This is a genomic window from Agrobacterium deltaense RV3 (assembly GCF_900013505.1).
Lineage (GTDB): Bacteria > Pseudomonadota > Alphaproteobacteria > Rhizobiales > Rhizobiaceae > Agrobacterium > Agrobacterium leguminum.
In genome coordinates this window covers 2049262-2065130 of the sequence record NZ_LT009745.1, presented here as the reverse complement: position 1 = coordinate 2065130, position 15869 = coordinate 2049262, and the positions used below count along the sequence as shown (strand labels likewise).

The following is a 15869-nucleotide window of genomic DNA, read 5'->3' as shown; positions in this document are numbered from 1 at the left end:
GGCATTCCGCTTTTGCTGGATAAGCCCGGGTTCGATTTGGTTCGATGAGATGCAACAGATTTCGGCAGGCAAATGGCGGAGGGGAGGATGGGCTGTGCCCGTCTCCGTGCTGCTGCATCTTGCCGTCGTCGCGCTTTTCTTTTTCGAGCTGCCGGAGCGGATAGCCGAGCCGCAGGAGCCGGAAAGCATCAGCGTCGATCTGGTGCCGCCGCCTGAGGAGAAAAAGGCGGAAGAGGCCCCGCCGCCGGGTGAAGAGAACGCGAAAGAGGAAAAGCCGCAACCCCCACCGCCGCCCGCTCCTCCAGCGGAAGAGGCAAAACCTTTGCCGCCGCCGCAGGCGACGTTGCCGGCCATCGCCATGAGGCCCGAGGAAGCGCAGGCGGACCCCGAGGACAAGCCGGGCAAGACGGAGGAAGCGGAAAAGACCGAGCCTTCCGCGGAGCCTGCAAGCCAGCCTGAAAAAACGGCTGAGGAAAAGCCCGCAGCTCCTGCCGCCAACAGCGATCTTCAGGCTTCCGCCGCACAGGGGGAGATCGCGGTTTCACCCGTGAAGGAAGAAGCGCAGCCCGATCAGCCGCCGGTGCCGCAGGCCAAGCCGGCTGAGGAAAAGCCGGCGGAAGTGACGGAAAAGAAACCCGCGAAACTTCCGGCGGCCAAAAAACCTCCTGTCTTCGTCGATGCTGTCACCGGCCCAGAGACGCCAGATGTTTGGCGATCTGCCACCGCGTCGCCGTGTCGTTCAGCTTTGCAGCACCGAAGCCCTGGCCCAGATTCAGGGCGCGGGATTTGCCGCCAGGGGCATGATCCCCTATTCGGACACGGGCGGCAGGATTTCCGGTAATTCGATCGATGCTTCCGGCGGCGCGTTCAACACCGGCAGTGGCTGGCATGACGTCTCGTTCCAGTGCGAAGTCGATCTGGAAAATTACACGGTGACGGAGTTCCGGTTTAAAATCGGAAATGAGGTCAGCCCGGAAGACGCGAAAAAGCGGGGCTTTACGAGATTTCAGTGAGGGCGGGTTTTCCCAATCATTAGTCTCCTAAACCCGCTCCGCATCCCCCACCAGCAGCCCAATGCCCGCCATCAGCGCGTCCTCATCATAGGGCTTCCTGATCACCGGCACGGTGCCGAATTCATCCGGCACCATGCTGCCATCCGCATAACCGGTGGCGAAGAGGAAGGGGATGCCGCGGCGGTGGAGTTCCCGGGCGACGGGGATCGATGTATCGGAGCCGAGATTGATGTCGAGAATGGCGACATCCGGCACATAGGTCTTCAGCTTTTCAATGGCCATTGCCGACGAGGTTGCCGTTTCGATTGCCTTGATGCCGTTGTCTTCCAGCATGTTCTCGACATCCATGGCGATCAGCATCTGGTCTTCGACGAGTAATACTTTCAACGGCTCCTCCCGGTTATAGCGCCTGGGCTGTGGCGCGGTTTCATCTTCGGTTTGCGTGTCGGCGACTGCCATGGCCGAAGAAACGTGACGGGAGGGCAGGAGAATTTCCGCCTCCAGCCCATCGGGCAAATAGCGTATCGTGCTGCGCCCGCCGAGATCGTATGGGATGCTGCGGCTGATGAGTGCGGTGCCGAAGCCCGCGCGCGATGGCGGGGGCAGTTTGGTGGGCAGGATTTCGCGCCACTCAATCTCGCAATCGCGGTTCTCGTCGATGGTCCAGCGCACGTGCAATTGCCCGCCATTTTGCGAAAGCGCACCGTATTTGGCGGCGTTCGTCGCCAGCTCATGCAGAACGAGAGCCATGACGGAGAAAGCGCGCGAATCGAGTGTGACTTGCGGGCCGGTCAATTTCACAACGGTTTCCGGTGAGCGATGCGGCGACAGCTCGGCATCCAGAAGATCGCGAAGCGCGCCGCCGCCTTCACCGCGAATGATCTGGTCATGGGCAAAGGACAATGCCTGAATGCGGCCCTTCAGGGCGGTCACATATTCCTGCAGGGTCTTGCCCTCCTGCGAGGGATTACCGACCAGCGATTTGATGATGGCCAGAACATTCTTGACGCGGTGATTAAGCTCCTCGTTCAGCATGCGCTGGCGCACTTCCGCGCGCTCTCTTTCGCCCGCCATCAGCTCGCTGTGATGGAATGCGACCTCGACCAGCGCAATCCTCGCCGCTTCGGCGATTTCCCGGTCGTCTTCCGACCAGGGCTGAGCCTGCCAGCGCACCGTCTCTTTCCAGATTGCAAAGCTTTTGCGCGGCGTGAGACGATCCCCCATCGGACCGGTTTCATAGGATTTTTCCGGATTTCCTGCCCAGTTCAGGTTCTGCACGATCTCCTTGCGGAAAAACAGAAGATAGTCGTTCTTCACCTGCGAGAGTGGAATGGCGAGCATTCCGGCTGCGGTGCCGGCATAGATTTCCGCCTCTGGTATGGCCTGCGACAGCGCGTGCGTCGCCCAGACCCTGCCTTCTGAAGCCGAGGCAACAAAGCGCGCCAGCCTTGGAATGGCGTCATGCGGCGGCGTTGCACCCTGGCCGTGCCAGTTGTTTCCCACCCATAGGCCGACGCCATCGCAGGGCATCAGATCGGCAAAATCCTGAAAGCTGTCGATCAGCAGTTCTTCGATGTTGGCGTGATGGGCGGCAAGCCGAAGGAAGCGGTCAAGCGCGGCATGGGCGTGGTTTACGGTATCGAGCCTGCGCTTCTGCTTTAGGACCTGCAAATGCATGGAGAAAAATTCTCCGAACATTTCAGCGGCGATCCGGACCGGCATCGTCAGCACGCGCGGGGAATAATGATGACAGGCGATGAGGCCCCAGAGCGCACCGTCGACAATCACCGAAATCGACATGGAAGCCGCAACACCCATGTTGCGAAGATATTCGCAATGGATGGGCGAGACGCTGCGCAGATGGGCAAAGGACATATCGAGAGGTTCGCCCGATGCGTCGAGTGCCGGAAGGACGGAGACCCGGGCGCCGCTCGCATCGGAGATGATGCGCAATGTGTTCTTGAGATAGAGCGCGCGGGCCTGCTGGGGTATGTCGCTGGCGGGGAAATATTGACCGAGAAAGCTTTCCAGCTCCGGCTGCTTCGCTTCCGACACGACCTTGCCGGCGCCGTCTTCCTCGAAACGATAGATCATCACCCGGTCGTAACCGAGCGTCGCCTTTATCAGCCGTGTCGTTCTGGAGATCAGGCTTTCGATGCTGTCCGCCTCGCGGATGCGGTCCACCATCTTGCGGGCGGTGCCCAGCGGCTGCGTTTCGCTGCGCGAGGGCTCGAATTCGATGATCGTGGTGGATTTGTAGCGATGCAGGGCAATATCGAAGCTGCGGCCGTCGCTCATTTCCATGGCGGGCAGCATGGCGGGACGCGTGGTTCTGCCGGTGACGGTGAGCGCATTGCGAAGATCGTGGACGAGTTTTTTGCCGAGCACCTCCTCGGCCGTCCTGCCATTGATATCGCCTTCGACGCCCAGCAGTTCGCGGCAGTTTTCAGAATGCCGCAGCACCATGCGCATGGCGTTGTCGCAGGCGATGAGACAGCCATGCGGTTGAATATAGCCTGGGATGTGGATGGGTTCGCGGTCGCAATTGGTCAGGTCGACATGATAGTCACTGGGGGCCATGAATCAGTCTTTCGCACCCTGTGCCTGTCTTGTACGGGGAATATTGTGTTCGTCGACGAACGGGTAAGCTTGAATAATTCATTCTGATAGTGCCAACCCTTCCCCGTTTTTTGCAACTGTGACGCCGGTTTTCCGTTCTGCTTTTATAGGCCGTCATCACGCTATTGTCGTATCCATTACGTCATTGGATACAATTTGACATGCTGAAACGTTGGCAGCGCCGATTTTGTTCCACCACGTTTAAGGAAAAAATGTGCCGCAGAGAAAAATCATAGTCGCCACCCGGGGGCAGGGTCTTTATGAATTCACATCCGAGGCCAAGGCATTCGTCAGCCAAGCCGGCTTGGAAGAAGGCCTGCTGACGATCTTCGTCCGGCACACATCCTGCTCGCTGCTTATCCAGGAAAACGCCGATCCCGATGTGCGGCGCGATCTCACGATGTTTTTCTCCCGTCTCGTGCCGCCTTCGGACGATCCTTCCATGCGCTGGATCATCCACACGCTCGAAGGCCCCGACGATATGCCCGCCCATATCAAATCGGCGCTCACCACGGCTTCCATCGGCGTGCCGATCAGCGACGGCAGGCTCGTGCTCGGCACCTGGCAGGGCCTTTATCTTTTCGAACACCGCGATGAGCCGCATCGGCGCGAAATCGTGCTGCATATCTCGCCGTGATATCCGGATCCGGATCGAGGCGTTCCGCGTTAACCTCCCTGAACGCCTGCTGAACATTCGGTTCTGCTGATATTCAGGCGGGCGAGTCTAGGGTCTCGTCAATCGCCGGGGGATGTTCCCCTGTCGGCAAAGAAACAACGGAGTGAGTTCATGTTCAGCACCTTCGCAAAAGCCGGCCTGGCTGCCCTCATCGCCCTCGGTGGAATTTCCTTCACTGCGCCGGCGGCTTCCGCGGGCTCGGATGTTCAGTTCAGAGTTCAGGTTCAGGATGGCTATGGCCATCGTCCCGGCTGGGGTCGCCCGGATCGCCCGCGCCGTGGCTGCTCGCCCTGGCTGGCGGAAGAAAAAGCGAGCCGCATGGGCCTTCGCCGCGCCCGCGTGGTTGATGTATCGCCGCGCCGTGTCGTTGTGGCAGGCTTCAACCGTTACGGCCGCGACCGCGTCGTTTTCGCCAATGAGCGCGGCTGCCCCGTCATCCGCCGCTAAAATGTAATCCGCCGCTAACAGCGGCGACCTTATCGATCTGCCGATATCCCCGTATGGTAGATGGATCAAAAATGCCCCTCGCTTGTCCGGAAAGGCAGGCGAGGGGCATTTTATTTCGGGTTATGTGAATGGCTGAACGCAAGATGGGGCAGGAGCGGCGCCGAGGCGCCGCCCGCCGTCGATCTTATTGCTCGAGAGCGAAGGTGACGTTGACCACCACGCTGTAGTTGTTCTCGCCCGAAGCGATCGGAACGCTGTCGGCTTCCTTCATCATCGAAGCGCGCATCGCGCCCGCCGGTACCGGCATCGGGCGCTGCGAGTTTTCGCTGATCTGAATGACCCGGCCAAGCTTCACGCCTGCAGCTTCCGTCAGCGTCTTCGCCTTAGCCAGCGCATCGGCAACGGCCAGCTTGCGGGCCTCGGTCACCGTCGCTTCGGGCTTGTCATTGGTGAAGGTGATGTCGCCGCCCTGGTTGATGCCGAGCTTGACGGAGGTATCGAGGATCGTGCCGAGCTTCTTCAGGTCGCGCACCCGCACGGTCAGGCCGTTGGACACCTGATAACCGGTGATCTCGGGCGCGACATAGACGCCATCCTTGGGTTCATAGTGCTTGTAGAGCGGCTGCACCGAGAAATTGCTGGTCTGCAGGTCGCGCTCCTCGATGGCGGCCTCTTTCAGCGCCTTCAGAACATCGGCAAGCGCCTTGGAGTTTTCGGTCAGCGCCGCAGCTGCGGTCTCCGCCTGCTTGACGACGCTGAAGGACAGGATCGCCATGTCGGGGGCAATGGCCGACTGGCCCTCACCGGAAACACTAATGGTGGCTTCGCGAGGAGTAGCCTCCTGCGCAGACACCTGGGCGGCGAGCGGCATCATGGCTGCTGCGGTCATTGCGGTGAGTGCGAAAAGGCGGGCCGTTTTTGTCTTCATGGTGTTTCCTCGTTGATTGAGTCCCTTTGAAGGGTATTGCCTTAGATTGTGTAGCTAATACGGCGGCACTGCTTTGCGAAAGCATCATTGGCTTGTCGGGCTCAAAAAATTACGTTAGAGCGTGACCCACCGGATTCGAGCCATTGCGAAACCGGTGTTTCGGACTGGTTTTTCCGAAAAGGGCCTGTAGCTCAATGGTTAGAGCCGGCGGCTCATAACCGCTTGGTTGGGGGTTCGAGTCCCTCCGGGCCCACCATTTTCTTTCAAGATCAATTGCTTGGGATGTTTTACGGCTCTTCGCGAGCGCGCGTCTGTCACGTCTGACGCGTGATCTCTGCTATGCCGATGGCACAGCCCGGCTGGGGAATGAATGCGTCGGAGCCGATCCGGCGTGCCGATGGGGCAAGCCGGATCGAGAAAGCTTTAATATCAGTTGCAGACCCGCATACTTTCCGTATGCCAGCCGCCGTCATAGGAATTGGGAACGCGGCGGTCTTCGAACCAGCAGCGCGGGCGGGGCGGCGGTGGCGGCTCGTAGTAGCGCGGGCCGTTATTGCTATTGGCGATGGCGCCGCCGATCAGGCCGCCGATGACGCCTGCGGCGAGGCCGCCGGCGATCGCTGCGCCGTCATTGTGGCGGCGGTGTTCGCGGTAGGGCGGCGGGGGTGGGCCGCCGCGGTCGTAGCCACGGTCATAGCGTGGGCGATAGGGATAGTCCTGCGCGGCAGCGGTGCCATAGGATGCAAAAATGCTGCCGGTGGCGACAAGCGCGGCAATAGTGGAAAGAATTATCTTTTTCATCGGGGCTACTCCATAAGCCTGCTTCGGGAGATAGAGGCTCATTATGCCCGGATCATGGCACGGGACGGGTGAACGGCCTGTGAATATTCCATTTCTGCACAGTTCATATTTCTCTGATTTCAGAATGTAAGAATTCAAGCCGGTTCAGGTTTTCAGTGACGAAAAAGCCCGGCGGATGGCCGGGCTTTTTGTCGAAGTCCATTGGTCGCGATCAGAACTTCACGCCGAGACCGACCTTCACAGTGTGCTGATCGACATCGGTGTTGATACCGAAGATGTCCTTGTCGCTATAATCGTTGTAGCGATATTCCAGCCTGCCGAACACATTGTCGGTGAAGGCATAGTCCAGACCCGCGCCAACGGTATAGCCGTTGAAGGTAGTGCTGTCCTTGCCGGCGCCGGGCGTTTCGATAAAGCCGCGAGTCGCGGTCCAGCCGGCGGTGGCATAGAGCAGGGCGTGGTCGAAGGCATAACCGACGCGGCCGCGGACGGAGCCCTGCCAGTCGGTGCCGATCTGCACACCGGCATAGTCATTGTCGTTCCAGTTATAATCGACGTCACCTTCGATGCCGACGACGAAATTATTGTCGAACTGGTAATTGTAACCGGCAAAGGCGCCCAGAATGCCGCCATTGAAATTATCCGAAGCGACGGGGCCGCCCGCCGAAAAATCGCCATTCGCCCAGCCCGCGCCGCCTTGGATACCAAGATAGGGGCCAGACCAGGTGAAGACCGGCAGGGTTTCCTGAGCGACCGGAGGTGCCGGCGTTTCGTAGACGGCATCCGCGGCCATTGCGGTGCTGGCGGAAAGGGCCAGAAGTGACGTTACGATCAGCGTTTTCATCGTTTTCTCCCTGAGCTGACTGACATCCATAGCATAGATTAGCTGCTTTTAATATGGGGCGGGGTTCGGCGGTTCCAAGATGCGCTCGTGTCCTCCCGGCGTTGCTGGCCGTCTTGCCCCGGATCGCGGCTTTTTATCGCCCCGCCATGCTGTTCTGATGCGGCGAACGTCTTTGGCCGTGTTTGGTTCCCTTCGCCGTTTCGTCAAAAGTCCGGCAGAGCGCCCAGCCGACGTCACGCTTGGTTGTCTTGACAGCGCAGGGCGCGACCATAGAGTTGTGGTAGACTATGGCGGAGTCGATGTTTTCGCCGCATCGCCGGCGGCATAAGCTGCGGTTGAGACTACACCGTTGCGACTTCCCGGTGAGGGGGATCGTTGCGGGCGGAAAGGGCATGGGGAGGATGAGATCGTATGAGGCTTTATTTTAGCGGAGGAGGGGCGACGTGATTGTCGGAGCCGTTCTCAGCGCCATTCTTCTTCTCGCCCTCATTGCATTTCCGCGGCATCTCAAATCCGTTGTCATTTGCCTGTTGCTGATCTGGACGGTCACCGCCGCCTTTGTGATTTATGACTGGTGGCGCGGCAACCAGCGGCTCGACCATATCGTCGCCAGCGCCGGATTCGATGCGGCCTGCCCGGATGCGGCACTGCCGATCCGCGTCAGCTTCCGCAACGACAATGATGTCGCCGTACAGCGGCTGACCTATACGCTCGAAGGGTTCGAACCGGCCTTCCGTGCCTCCGTTTCCTTCGATCCCTATCAGGTGAGCGAAAGACGGATCGAAGCCGGGGAGACTTTCTCGGCCTGCCGGGCGTTCCGTATGCGCAACAATGAAAGGGTGGAGCCGCAACGGCTGGAATGGCGTGTTACCGTCATTTCCGCGGAATTCGACTGAGCGGTTCGTGTGGCTGCCCGTTATCACGGCATTTTGAAAAATTTCGCGCCGGTGAGCGGCGGCCGGAAAATCCCTGCATCACAGCGGTTTCGGGCGGATGGGTAAATTCCCATCGTCCGCAACGGAACCGGCTGGGGCAGTCGCTGACTTGTTTTCGTCCATTTGCGATGCCATCTCCCCCTCCATTCGATGAATGTCGCGGGTTGATGTTTTGCGTAGTGTTCTGAAGTTTCTGAAAATAACCGCCATCGGCCTTGTCGCCCTGCCGGTTCTGGCGGGTGCGCATATGGGCATCGGTCAACTGACCGGAAATTTTCATGAAGTCATTCCCGGAGAGCTTTATCGTTCGGCCCAGCCGAGCGGCAAGGACATCGCCGCCTATGCCAAGGCTTATGGCATCAAGACGATCATCAACCTGCGCGATGAAAAGCGTGAAGGCTGGTATGATGCCGAAAGCCTTGCGGCCAGGAACAACGGCATCCGGCTTGTCGATTATCCGCTGAGTTCAAGCGAAAAGGTCTCGGTGGACGATTCGGAAACGCTGGCGGCCGTGCTGCGCAATGCGGAAAAACCTGTTCTCATCCATTGCGAACATGGCGCGAACCGCACCGGGCTTGCCTCCGCCATCTATGTGGCTGCCGTGGCCGGCAAGAGCGAGGCGGCCGCAGAATTTCAGCTTTCCCCCTATTACGGGCATGTGCCGATCCCCGGTATCGGGCGTTATGAAATGTACCAGTCCTGGGACGATTTCGAAGAAACCATCGGGTTTTGACGCCGCCATACATCGTCACCCCGGACTTGATCCGGGGTCCAGTGCGATCAAGTCATTGATCGCAAAAGACTCTTTTAGGGCGCAGACGCGCCGTGGCTGGATGCCGGCTCAAGGCCGGCATGACGGACGGTTGCGCAGAGCGCCTCAATAATCCCCGCCGCTTTCCCTGATCACCTTCGTCAGGCTTCCCGTCGCCGGGAAAAGCGGGATGAGGCACGCCTGAAGCGCGTGATAGATATCGCCCTTGCCGGGGAACAGCGTGTGTGCGGGAACCAAATCTTCCGTCAGCTCCTCATGCCAGCCGCCATTCTCATGGTCGATGAAATTGTTGGCGATGGTGCTCCAGATGCGGCGATAGCTGTCTTCATAGAAGTTGTCCGCCGGCAGGTTCTCGTTGAGGAAGTGGGCAGCGCCCGCCGCCTCGGACATGGGCCACCAGAGCTTCGCCCGCTTGTCAGGATTGTCGTTCCAGTCGAGCGTATAAAAGAAGCCGCCCTTTTCCCGGTCCCAGCCGAGCGCCATGGATTGCACGAACAGCGATTTCGCAGCCACCGGCATCCAGTCATGGCGGCGCTCGCCCAGCACCCATAATTGCAGGATGAGGCGCGCCCATTCCAGCCAGTGGCCGGGGGTGGAGCCGGAGGGGCGGAACATTTCGTTGCCGCGATACTCCTTGTCGAGTGTCCAGTTCTCGTCGAAATGCTCCGGTACACGGAAGTCCAGCTCGCCGGCGCGGCGGCGAATGACGAGGTCGGCGATGCGCTCCGCCTTGCTGAGGTAGCTATTGTCGCCGGTAACCTCATAGGCCGCCATCAGCGCTTCGGTCAGGTGCATGTTGGAGTTCTGGCCGCGGTAACTCTCGATGGGCGACCAGTCGCGATGGAATTCCTCGGCGATGGCGCCGTGTTTTTCTTCCCAGAAGCGGGTTTCCAGAACCTCGGTAATATCGGCCAGCATCTTGTCGGCCAGTGGGTGGCCGACGGTCTTGGCGGAAGAGGCGGCCAGAAGCACGAAGGCATGGCCGTAACCCTGCTTGGTGGCGTCCACTGGGCCGGCATCGTTCACCTGCCAGAAATAACCGCCATGCTCGCCATCGCGGTGCCTGTTCCAGAGGTAGGTCATGCCGTGATCGACGATATCCCCGCAGCCCGGACGGCCGAGCAAGTGGCCGATGGAGAAGCAATGGACCATGCGGGCGGATGCGTGAATGCCGCGCACGGGGTCGTTTGGCTGCAACGGCGCGCCTTTGGCATCGAGATCGAAGAAGCCGCCGGCAGGGTTGAGGGCACGATACTGGAAGAAATCGAAAAGTCCCTCGGCCTGTTTTACCAGCCATTGGCGATGCCAGGGCAGGGTGTTCCAGTTGCGGCTGTTGTGATCGTCCTCGGGCATTCTCGTCCTCCATGCGGTTTGCTGCTTCGGCTTATATCCTTGCTGTATAAACCTGTCATCTGTCAGCGATATTTCGTAACGTGCTGCAACTGCGCAAAGCCATGCCTGTCCCTTGAAGATATATTGACATAAACATATCTTTATGTGACTTGACGGCTTGCGATCTTGCAAATCGAAATGAGGAGTATGCCCGTGTTTGACGATCTGTTCGGCCCTGAAGGGGCAAAGCGTGACGGCGCGGAAATTTTCAAGGCGTTGCGCGATGCCGCCAGCGAACGCATCCTCATTCTCGATGGCGCCATGGGCACGCAGATCCAGGGGCTGGGTTTTGACGAAGACCATTTTCGTGGCGATCGTTTTATCGGCTGTGCCTGTCACCAGAAGGGCAATAACGACCTTCTGATCCTGACCCAGCCGGATGCCATCGAAGACATCCATTACCGCTACGCCATGGCGGGTGCGGATATTCTCGAAACCAACACGTTTTCGTCGACGCGTATCGCGCAGGCCGATTACGAGATGGAAAACGCCGTCTACGACCTTAACCGCGAGGGTGCCGCGATTGTCCGCCGTGCCGCCCAGCGCGCCGAGCGGGAAGATGGCCGCCGCCGTTTCGTGGCGGGCGCCATCGGCCCGACCAACCGCACGGCCTCCATTTCGCCTGACGTCAACAATCCCGGTTACCGCGCCGTCAGTTTCGACGACCTGCGTATCGCCTATGGCGAGCAGATCGACGGCCTGATCGATGGCGGCGCCGACATCATCCTCATCGAGACGATTTTCGATACGCTGAACGCCAAGGCTGCGATTTTCGCCTGCGAGGAGCGTTTCGAGGCCAAGGGCATCCGCCTGCCGGTGATGATCTCCGGCACGATCACCGACCTTTCCGGCCGCACGCTTTCCGGCCAGACACCTTCGGCGTTCTGGAACTCGGTGCGCCACGCCAACCCCTTCACCATCGGCCTGAACTGCGCGCTGGGTGCCGACGCCATGCGTCCGCACCTGCAGGAACTGTCTGACGTGGCCGATACATTCGTCTGCGCCTATCCGAATGCCGGCCTGCCGAATGAATTCGGTCAGTACGACGAAACACCTGAGATGATGGCGCGTCAGGTCGAGGGCTTTGTCCGCGACGGTCTCGTCAACATCGTCGGCGGCTGCTGCGGTTCGACGCCGGAGCATATCCGGGCGATTGCGGAGGCTGTGAAAGGCTACAAGCCGCGCGAAATTCCCGAGCACAAGCCCTTCATGTCGCTTTCGGGCCTCGAGCCTTTCGTGCTGACCAAGGACATTCCCTTCGTCAATGTCGGCGAGCGCACCAACGTCACCGGCTCGGCCCGCTTCCGCAAGCTCATCACCGCCGGTGATTACACGGCGGCGCTGGCTGTTGCCCGCGATCAGGTGGAAAACGGTGCGCAGATCATCGACATCAACATGGATGAGGGTCTGATCGATTCCGAAAAGGCGATGGTGGAGTTCCTGAACCTCATCGCCGCCGAGCCGGATATCGCCCGTGTGCCTGTGATGATCGACTCATCCAAGTTCGAGATCATCGAGGCCGGCCTGAAATGCGTTCAGGGCAAGTCGATCGTCAATTCCATTTCGCTGAAGGAAGGCGAGGAGAAGTTTCTCCAGCAGGCGCGGCTCGTCCATAATTACGGTGCGGCGGTCGTGGTCATGGCCTTCGATGAGGTCGGGCAGGCCGATACTTACGAGCGCAAGGTCGAGATCTGCTCGCGTGCCTACAAGCTTTTGACCGAAAAGGCGGGCCTGTCGCCGGAAGACATCATCTTCGATCCCAACGTCTTTGCCGTCGCGACGGGTATCGAGGAGCACAATAATTACGGCGTGGATTTCATCGAAGCCACTAAGACCATCCGCGAAACCATGCCGCTGACGCATATTTCCGGCGGCGTTTCCAACCTGTCCTTCTCCTTCCGCGGCAATGAGCCGGTGCGTGAGGCGATGCATGCCGTGTTCCTTTACCACGCCATTCAGGTCGGTATGGATATGGGCATCGTCAATGCCGGGCAGCTTGCGGTTTACGACAATATCGATCCGGAACTGCGTGAGGCCTGCGAGGACGTGGTGCTGAACCGCCGCGACGACGCGACGGAACGGTTGCTGGAGGTCGCGGAGCGTTTCCGTGGTACGGGCGCCAAGGATACCAAGGTTCAGGACCTTTCCTGGCGCGAGCTGCCCGTTGAAAAGCGGCTGGAACATGCGCTGGTCAACGGCATCACCGAATATATCGAGGCCGATACGGAAGAGGCGCGCCAGAAGGCGGAGCGCCCGTTGCATGTCATCGAAGGGCCGCTGATGGCCGGCATGAATGTGGTCGGCGATCTCTTCGGTTCGGGCAAGATGTTCCTGCCGCAGGTGGTGAAATCTGCCCGCGTGATGAAACAGGCGGTTGCCGTGCTTTTGCCTTACATGGAAGAGGAAAAGCGCCAGAACGGCGGTGCGGAACGCAGCGCCGCCGGCAAGGTGCTGATGGCGACCGTGAAGGGCGACGTGCACGATATCGGCAAAAATATCGTCGGCGTCGTTCTCGCCTGCAACAATTACGAGATCATCGATCTCGGCGTGATGGTGCCGACGACGAAAATCCTCGAAACGGCGATTGCCGAAAAGGTGGATGTGATCGGCCTTTCCGGCCTCATCACCCCGTCGCTGGACGAGATGGTGCATGTGGCGGCTGAAATGGAGCGGCAGGGTTTCGATATTCCGCTGCTGATCGGCGGCGCGACGACGAGCCGTGTGCATACGGCGGTGAAAATCCATCCGCGTTACGAGGCGGGGCAGGCAATCTATGTCACCGACGCCTCGCGTGCGGTGGGCGTCGTGTCGGCGCTTCTCTCTGCCGAGCAGAAGCCCGCTTATATCGACGGTATTCGCAGCGAATATGCCAAGGTGGCGGAGGCGCACGCCCGCAATGAGCGCGAAAAGCAGCGCCTGCCGCTTTCCCGCGCCCGCGAGAATGCGCACAAGATTGACTGGTCGAGCTATAGCGCCGTCAAGCCGCAGTTCTTCGGCACCAAAGTGTTCGAAACTTATGATCTGGAAGAGCTTTCCCGTTACATCGACTGGACGCCCTTCTTCCAGACCTGGGAATTGAAGGGCCGCTTCCCTGCCATTCTCGATGATGAAAAGCAGGGCGAGGCGGCGCGGCAGCTTTACAGCGATGCGCAGGCGATGCTGAAGAAGATCATCGAGGAAAACTGGTTCCGGCCGCGCGCGGTGATCGGCTTCTGGCCGGCCAACGCCGTGGGTGACGATATCCGGCTGTTCACGGATGAAAGCCGCGGCGAAGAGCTTGCGACCTTCTTCACGCTGCGCCAGCAGCTTTCCAAGCGCGACGGTCGCCCCAATGTGGCGCTGTCGGATTTCGTCGCACCTGTCGATAGCGGCGTTGCCGATTATGTCGGCGGCTTCGTGGTGACGGCGGGCATCGAGGAAGTAGCGATTGCCGAGCGTTTCGAGCGGGCGAATGACGATTATTCGTCCATTCTCGTCAAGGCGCTGGCCGACCGTTTCGCGGAAGCCTTCGCTGAGCGCATGCATGAGCGGGTGCGCAAGGAGTTCTGGGGTTATGCGCCGCAGGAAAACTTCAACGGCGATGAGCTGATTGGCGAAGCCTATGCCGGCATTCGCCCGGCGCCCGGCTATCCTGCCCAGCCCGATCATACCGAAAAGAAGACGCTGTTTGCCCTGCTGGATGCCACCAATGCGGCGGGTGTGGAACTGACGGAAAGTTATGCCATGTGGCCGGGCTCCTCCGTCTCGGGCATCTATATCGGCCATCCCGAGAGCTATTATTTCGGTGTCGCCAAGGTGGAGCGTGATCAGGTGCTGGATTATGCGCGCCGCAAGGATATGCCGGTTGAGGAAGTGGAGCGCTGGCTCGGCCCTGTCCTCAACTACGTGCCGACGAATGCTGCCGAGGAAATTGATAGCGCGGCGTGAGGTTTTGGGCAAAGGTGGTCAAATAGCTTTCAGGGACTAAGCCCTGAAACCTCTCTTCCGTAATGCTCGGGCTTGTCCCGAGCATCTGCAACGTTTCGATTTTATCGACTGTGATTAGATCCTTGGGACAAGCCCAAGGATGACGTCGAGCGACGCGGGCATGCCCCGCGCTTTTCGTTGATGTCGTCTTTTACGACTTTAACGCGGCCAGTTCCTCGATGCCGACATGGCTCTCCACCTCGCTGCCGCGCAGATAGAGGTAAAGGCCAATGCAGAAGGCGAGGACGGCGATGAAGACTAGATACCACGCGTGGGCCATGGGGTTGATCGCAAGCGCCGTGGTCACGCCAATCGGCGTCAGCCCGCCGAAGACGGCATAGGAGACGTTATAGGCGAAGGAGAGGCCGGAGAAGCGGACCGAGGCCGGGAAGGCGCCACTGCTGTCCGGTTTAAATTTGGTGGACATGGCGCACGGTGTTGATTCTACTCGTATTCGAGCGTTTGGCGACGATCTCGGACACGAAAGAGGAGCAACACCGTGCGGCACAAGAATAGCGTCTTTCATGATCTTTTGAAGCGTATTCCCTGGGCGGCGTTTGAGCGGCTTGTGGATGAACACGGGGCTGACAAGCATGTCCGCCGGCTGTCGACCAAAAGCCAGTTCGTCGCCCTCCTGTATGGGCAGTTGGCGGGTTCGGTGAGCCTGCGCGAGATCGTCTTTGGCCTGGAGAGCCACTCTGCACGGCTCTATCATGTCGGCGCAAAGCCGGTGTCGCGCTCGACGCTTGCCGATGCCAATCGTCTGCGTCCGAGCCCTGTCTTTGCCGGGCTGTTTGCGCAGATGGTGGCGATGGCGGGACGCGGCCTGCGCCGGGCGGTGGGCGAGGCAACCTACCTCATCGATGCGACAGGGGTTCGCCTCTCCGGTGCCGGATCGCAGTGGGCGCGGTTTTCCCATCAAGCCTGCGGCGTCAAGGTCCACATCGTCTACGATGCGGATGCCGAACAACCGATCTATGCGGCGGTCACGCCGGCCAATATCAACGACATCACGGCTGCCAAGGCCATGCCGATCGCATCAGGCGCAACCTATGTCTTTGATCTTGGCTATTATGATTTCGGCTGGTGGGCCAAGCTGGACAAAGCCGGATGCCGGATCGTCACCCGGTTCAAGTCGCATACGCCGCTGACGGTCACCCATGAGCAGGCGGTGGACGGCGACGGTGTCATCCTGTCCGACCGCATCGGCCTGTTGCCGGCCCGCCAGGCCAAAAGCCGCAAAAATCCGTTCAGCGATCCGGTCCGCGAGATCACCATCAGGACCGAGACGGGAAAGGTGTTGCGCATATTCTCCAATGATCTCGATGCACCGGCTCACGAGATCGCCGATCTCTACAAGCGCCGTTGGGCGATCGAACTGTTCTTCCGCTGGGTCAAGCAGACGCTGAAGATCAGCCATTTTCTCGGCACGTCAGAAAATGCCGTGCGCATCCAGATCGCTGTCGCCCTGATCGC

At 59.7% G+C, this 15869-nt stretch carries 11 protein-coding genes, 1 tRNA gene and 2 pseudogenes; 8 read left to right on the top strand and 6 right to left on the bottom strand.

Features of this window, described 5'->3' with window-relative positions; translation table 11 throughout:
* The first annotated feature begins 94 nt into the window (after positions 1 to 94).
* Positions 95 to 1013 (top strand): annotated as a pseudogene (locus AGR7B_RS10445) (DUF930 domain-containing protein).
* Between the two features lie 27 nt (positions 1014 to 1040).
* Here AGR7B_RS10445 and AGR7B_RS10440 read toward each other — a convergent pair.
* Complete coding sequence (locus AGR7B_RS10440; protein ID WP_078051819.1) at positions 1041 to 3593, bottom strand: HWE histidine kinase domain-containing protein; 2553 nt, start codon at positions 3591 to 3593, stop codon at positions 1041 to 1043.
* A gap of 253 nt (positions 3594 to 3846) precedes the next feature.
* On the opposite strand from AGR7B_RS10440, the gene AGR7B_RS10435 reads away from it, so the two are divergent.
* Both AGR7B_RS10435 and AGR7B_RS10430 read left to right on the top strand, forming a co-directional pair.
* Positions 3847 to 4269, top strand: a complete 423-nt coding sequence (locus AGR7B_RS10435) for a secondary thiamine-phosphate synthase enzyme YjbQ (RefSeq protein ID WP_065655755.1) — start codon at positions 3847 to 3849, stop codon at positions 4267 to 4269.
* Positions 4270 to 4419: 150 nt separating this feature from the next.
* A complete protein-coding gene (locus AGR7B_RS10430; protein WP_065655756.1) occupies positions 4420 to 4755 on the top strand; it encodes a hypothetical protein in 336 nt (111 codons plus the stop codon).
* A gap of 184 nt (positions 4756 to 4939) precedes the next feature.
* Here AGR7B_RS10430 and AGR7B_RS10425 read toward each other — a convergent pair whose 3' ends face one another.
* Positions 4940 to 5683, bottom strand: coding sequence for an SIMPL domain-containing protein (locus AGR7B_RS10425; RefSeq protein ID WP_065655757.1), 744 nt, complete (start codon positions 5681 to 5683; stop codon positions 4940 to 4942).
* Positions 5684 to 5863: 180 nt separating this feature from the next.
* On the opposite strand from AGR7B_RS10425, the gene AGR7B_RS10420 reads away from it, so the two are divergent.
* Positions 5864 to 5939: transfer RNA gene (locus tag AGR7B_RS10420), tRNA-Ile, on the top strand.
* A 173-nt stretch (positions 5940 to 6112) separates the two neighbouring features.
* Here AGR7B_RS10420 and AGR7B_RS10415 read toward each other — a convergent pair.
* Positions 6113 to 6484 (bottom strand): hypothetical protein, encoded by a 372-nt coding sequence (locus tag AGR7B_RS10415; protein WP_035261012.1) that lies wholly within the window; start codon positions 6482 to 6484, stop codon positions 6113 to 6115.
* A gap of 211 nt (positions 6485 to 6695) precedes the next feature.
* Positions 6696 to 7328, bottom strand: coding sequence for an outer membrane protein (locus AGR7B_RS10410; RefSeq protein WP_065655776.1), 633 nt, complete (start codon positions 7326 to 7328; stop codon positions 6696 to 6698).
* A 443-nt stretch (positions 7329 to 7771) separates the two neighbouring features.
* Here AGR7B_RS10410 and AGR7B_RS10405 point away from each other — a divergent pair, with 443 nt between their 5' ends.
* Together AGR7B_RS10405 and AGR7B_RS10400 are read left to right on the top strand one after the other, a co-directional pair.
* Positions 7772 to 8224: a hypothetical protein gene (locus tag AGR7B_RS10405; protein ID WP_080856597.1), complete on the top strand. Its 453-nt coding sequence runs from the start codon at positions 7772 to 7774 to the stop codon at positions 8222 to 8224.
* Between the two features lie 211 nt (positions 8225 to 8435).
* On the top strand, positions 8436 to 8996 hold the full coding sequence (locus tag AGR7B_RS10400) for a dual specificity protein phosphatase family protein (protein ID WP_080857058.1): 561 nt from the start codon (positions 8436 to 8438) through the stop codon (positions 8994 to 8996).
* Between the two features lie 144 nt (positions 8997 to 9140).
* Here AGR7B_RS10400 and AGR7B_RS10395 read toward each other — a convergent pair whose 3' ends face one another.
* Positions 9141 to 10388, bottom strand: a complete 1248-nt coding sequence (locus AGR7B_RS10395; RefSeq protein WP_080856596.1) for an AGE family epimerase/isomerase — start codon at positions 10386 to 10388, stop codon at positions 9141 to 9143.
* 192 nt (positions 10389 to 10580) lie between these two features.
* Here AGR7B_RS10395 and metH point away from each other — a divergent pair, with 192 nt between their 5' ends.
* Positions 10581 to 14354 carry a methionine synthase gene (gene metH / locus AGR7B_RS10390; RefSeq protein WP_080857057.1) on the top strand — a complete coding sequence of 1258 codons (3774 nt, stop codon included), beginning with the start codon at positions 10581 to 10583 and terminating at the stop codon, positions 14352 to 14354.
* A 190-nt stretch (positions 14355 to 14544) separates the two neighbouring features.
* Here the strand turns inward: metH and AGR7B_RS10385 are convergent.
* Positions 14545 to 14787 (bottom strand): annotated as a pseudogene (locus AGR7B_RS10385) (MFS transporter); the annotation flags it as partial.
* Positions 14788 to 14892: 105 nt separating this feature from the next.
* On the opposite strand from AGR7B_RS10385, the gene AGR7B_RS10380 reads away from it, so the two are divergent.
* Positions 14893 to 15869: IS4 family transposase (locus tag AGR7B_RS10380; RefSeq protein WP_080857034.1), on the top strand; the 977-nt coding region annotated here is incomplete at its 3' end.

Coding starts and splice junctions, on each gene's coding strand:
- AGR7B_RS10415 (WP_035261012.1), bottom strand. CDS start 6,484: ATGAAAAAGATAATTCTTTCCACTATTGCCGCGCTTGTCGCCACCGGC.
- AGR7B_RS10395 (WP_080856596.1), bottom strand. CDS start 10,388: ATGCCCGAGGACGATCACAACAGCCGCAACTGGAACACCCTGCCCTGG.
- AGR7B_RS10440 (WP_078051819.1), bottom strand. CDS start 3,593: ATGGCCCCCAGTGACTATCATGTCGACCTGACCAATTGCGACCGCGAA.
- AGR7B_RS10410 (WP_065655776.1), bottom strand. CDS start 7,328: ATGAAAACGCTGATCGTAACGTCACTTCTGGCCCTTTCCGCCAGCACC.
- AGR7B_RS10430 (WP_065655756.1), top strand. CDS start 4,420: ATGTTCAGCACCTTCGCAAAAGCCGGCCTGGCTGCCCTCATCGCCCTC.
- AGR7B_RS10425 (WP_065655757.1), bottom strand. CDS start 5,683: ATGAAGACAAAAACGGCCCGCCTTTTCGCACTCACCGCAATGACCGCA.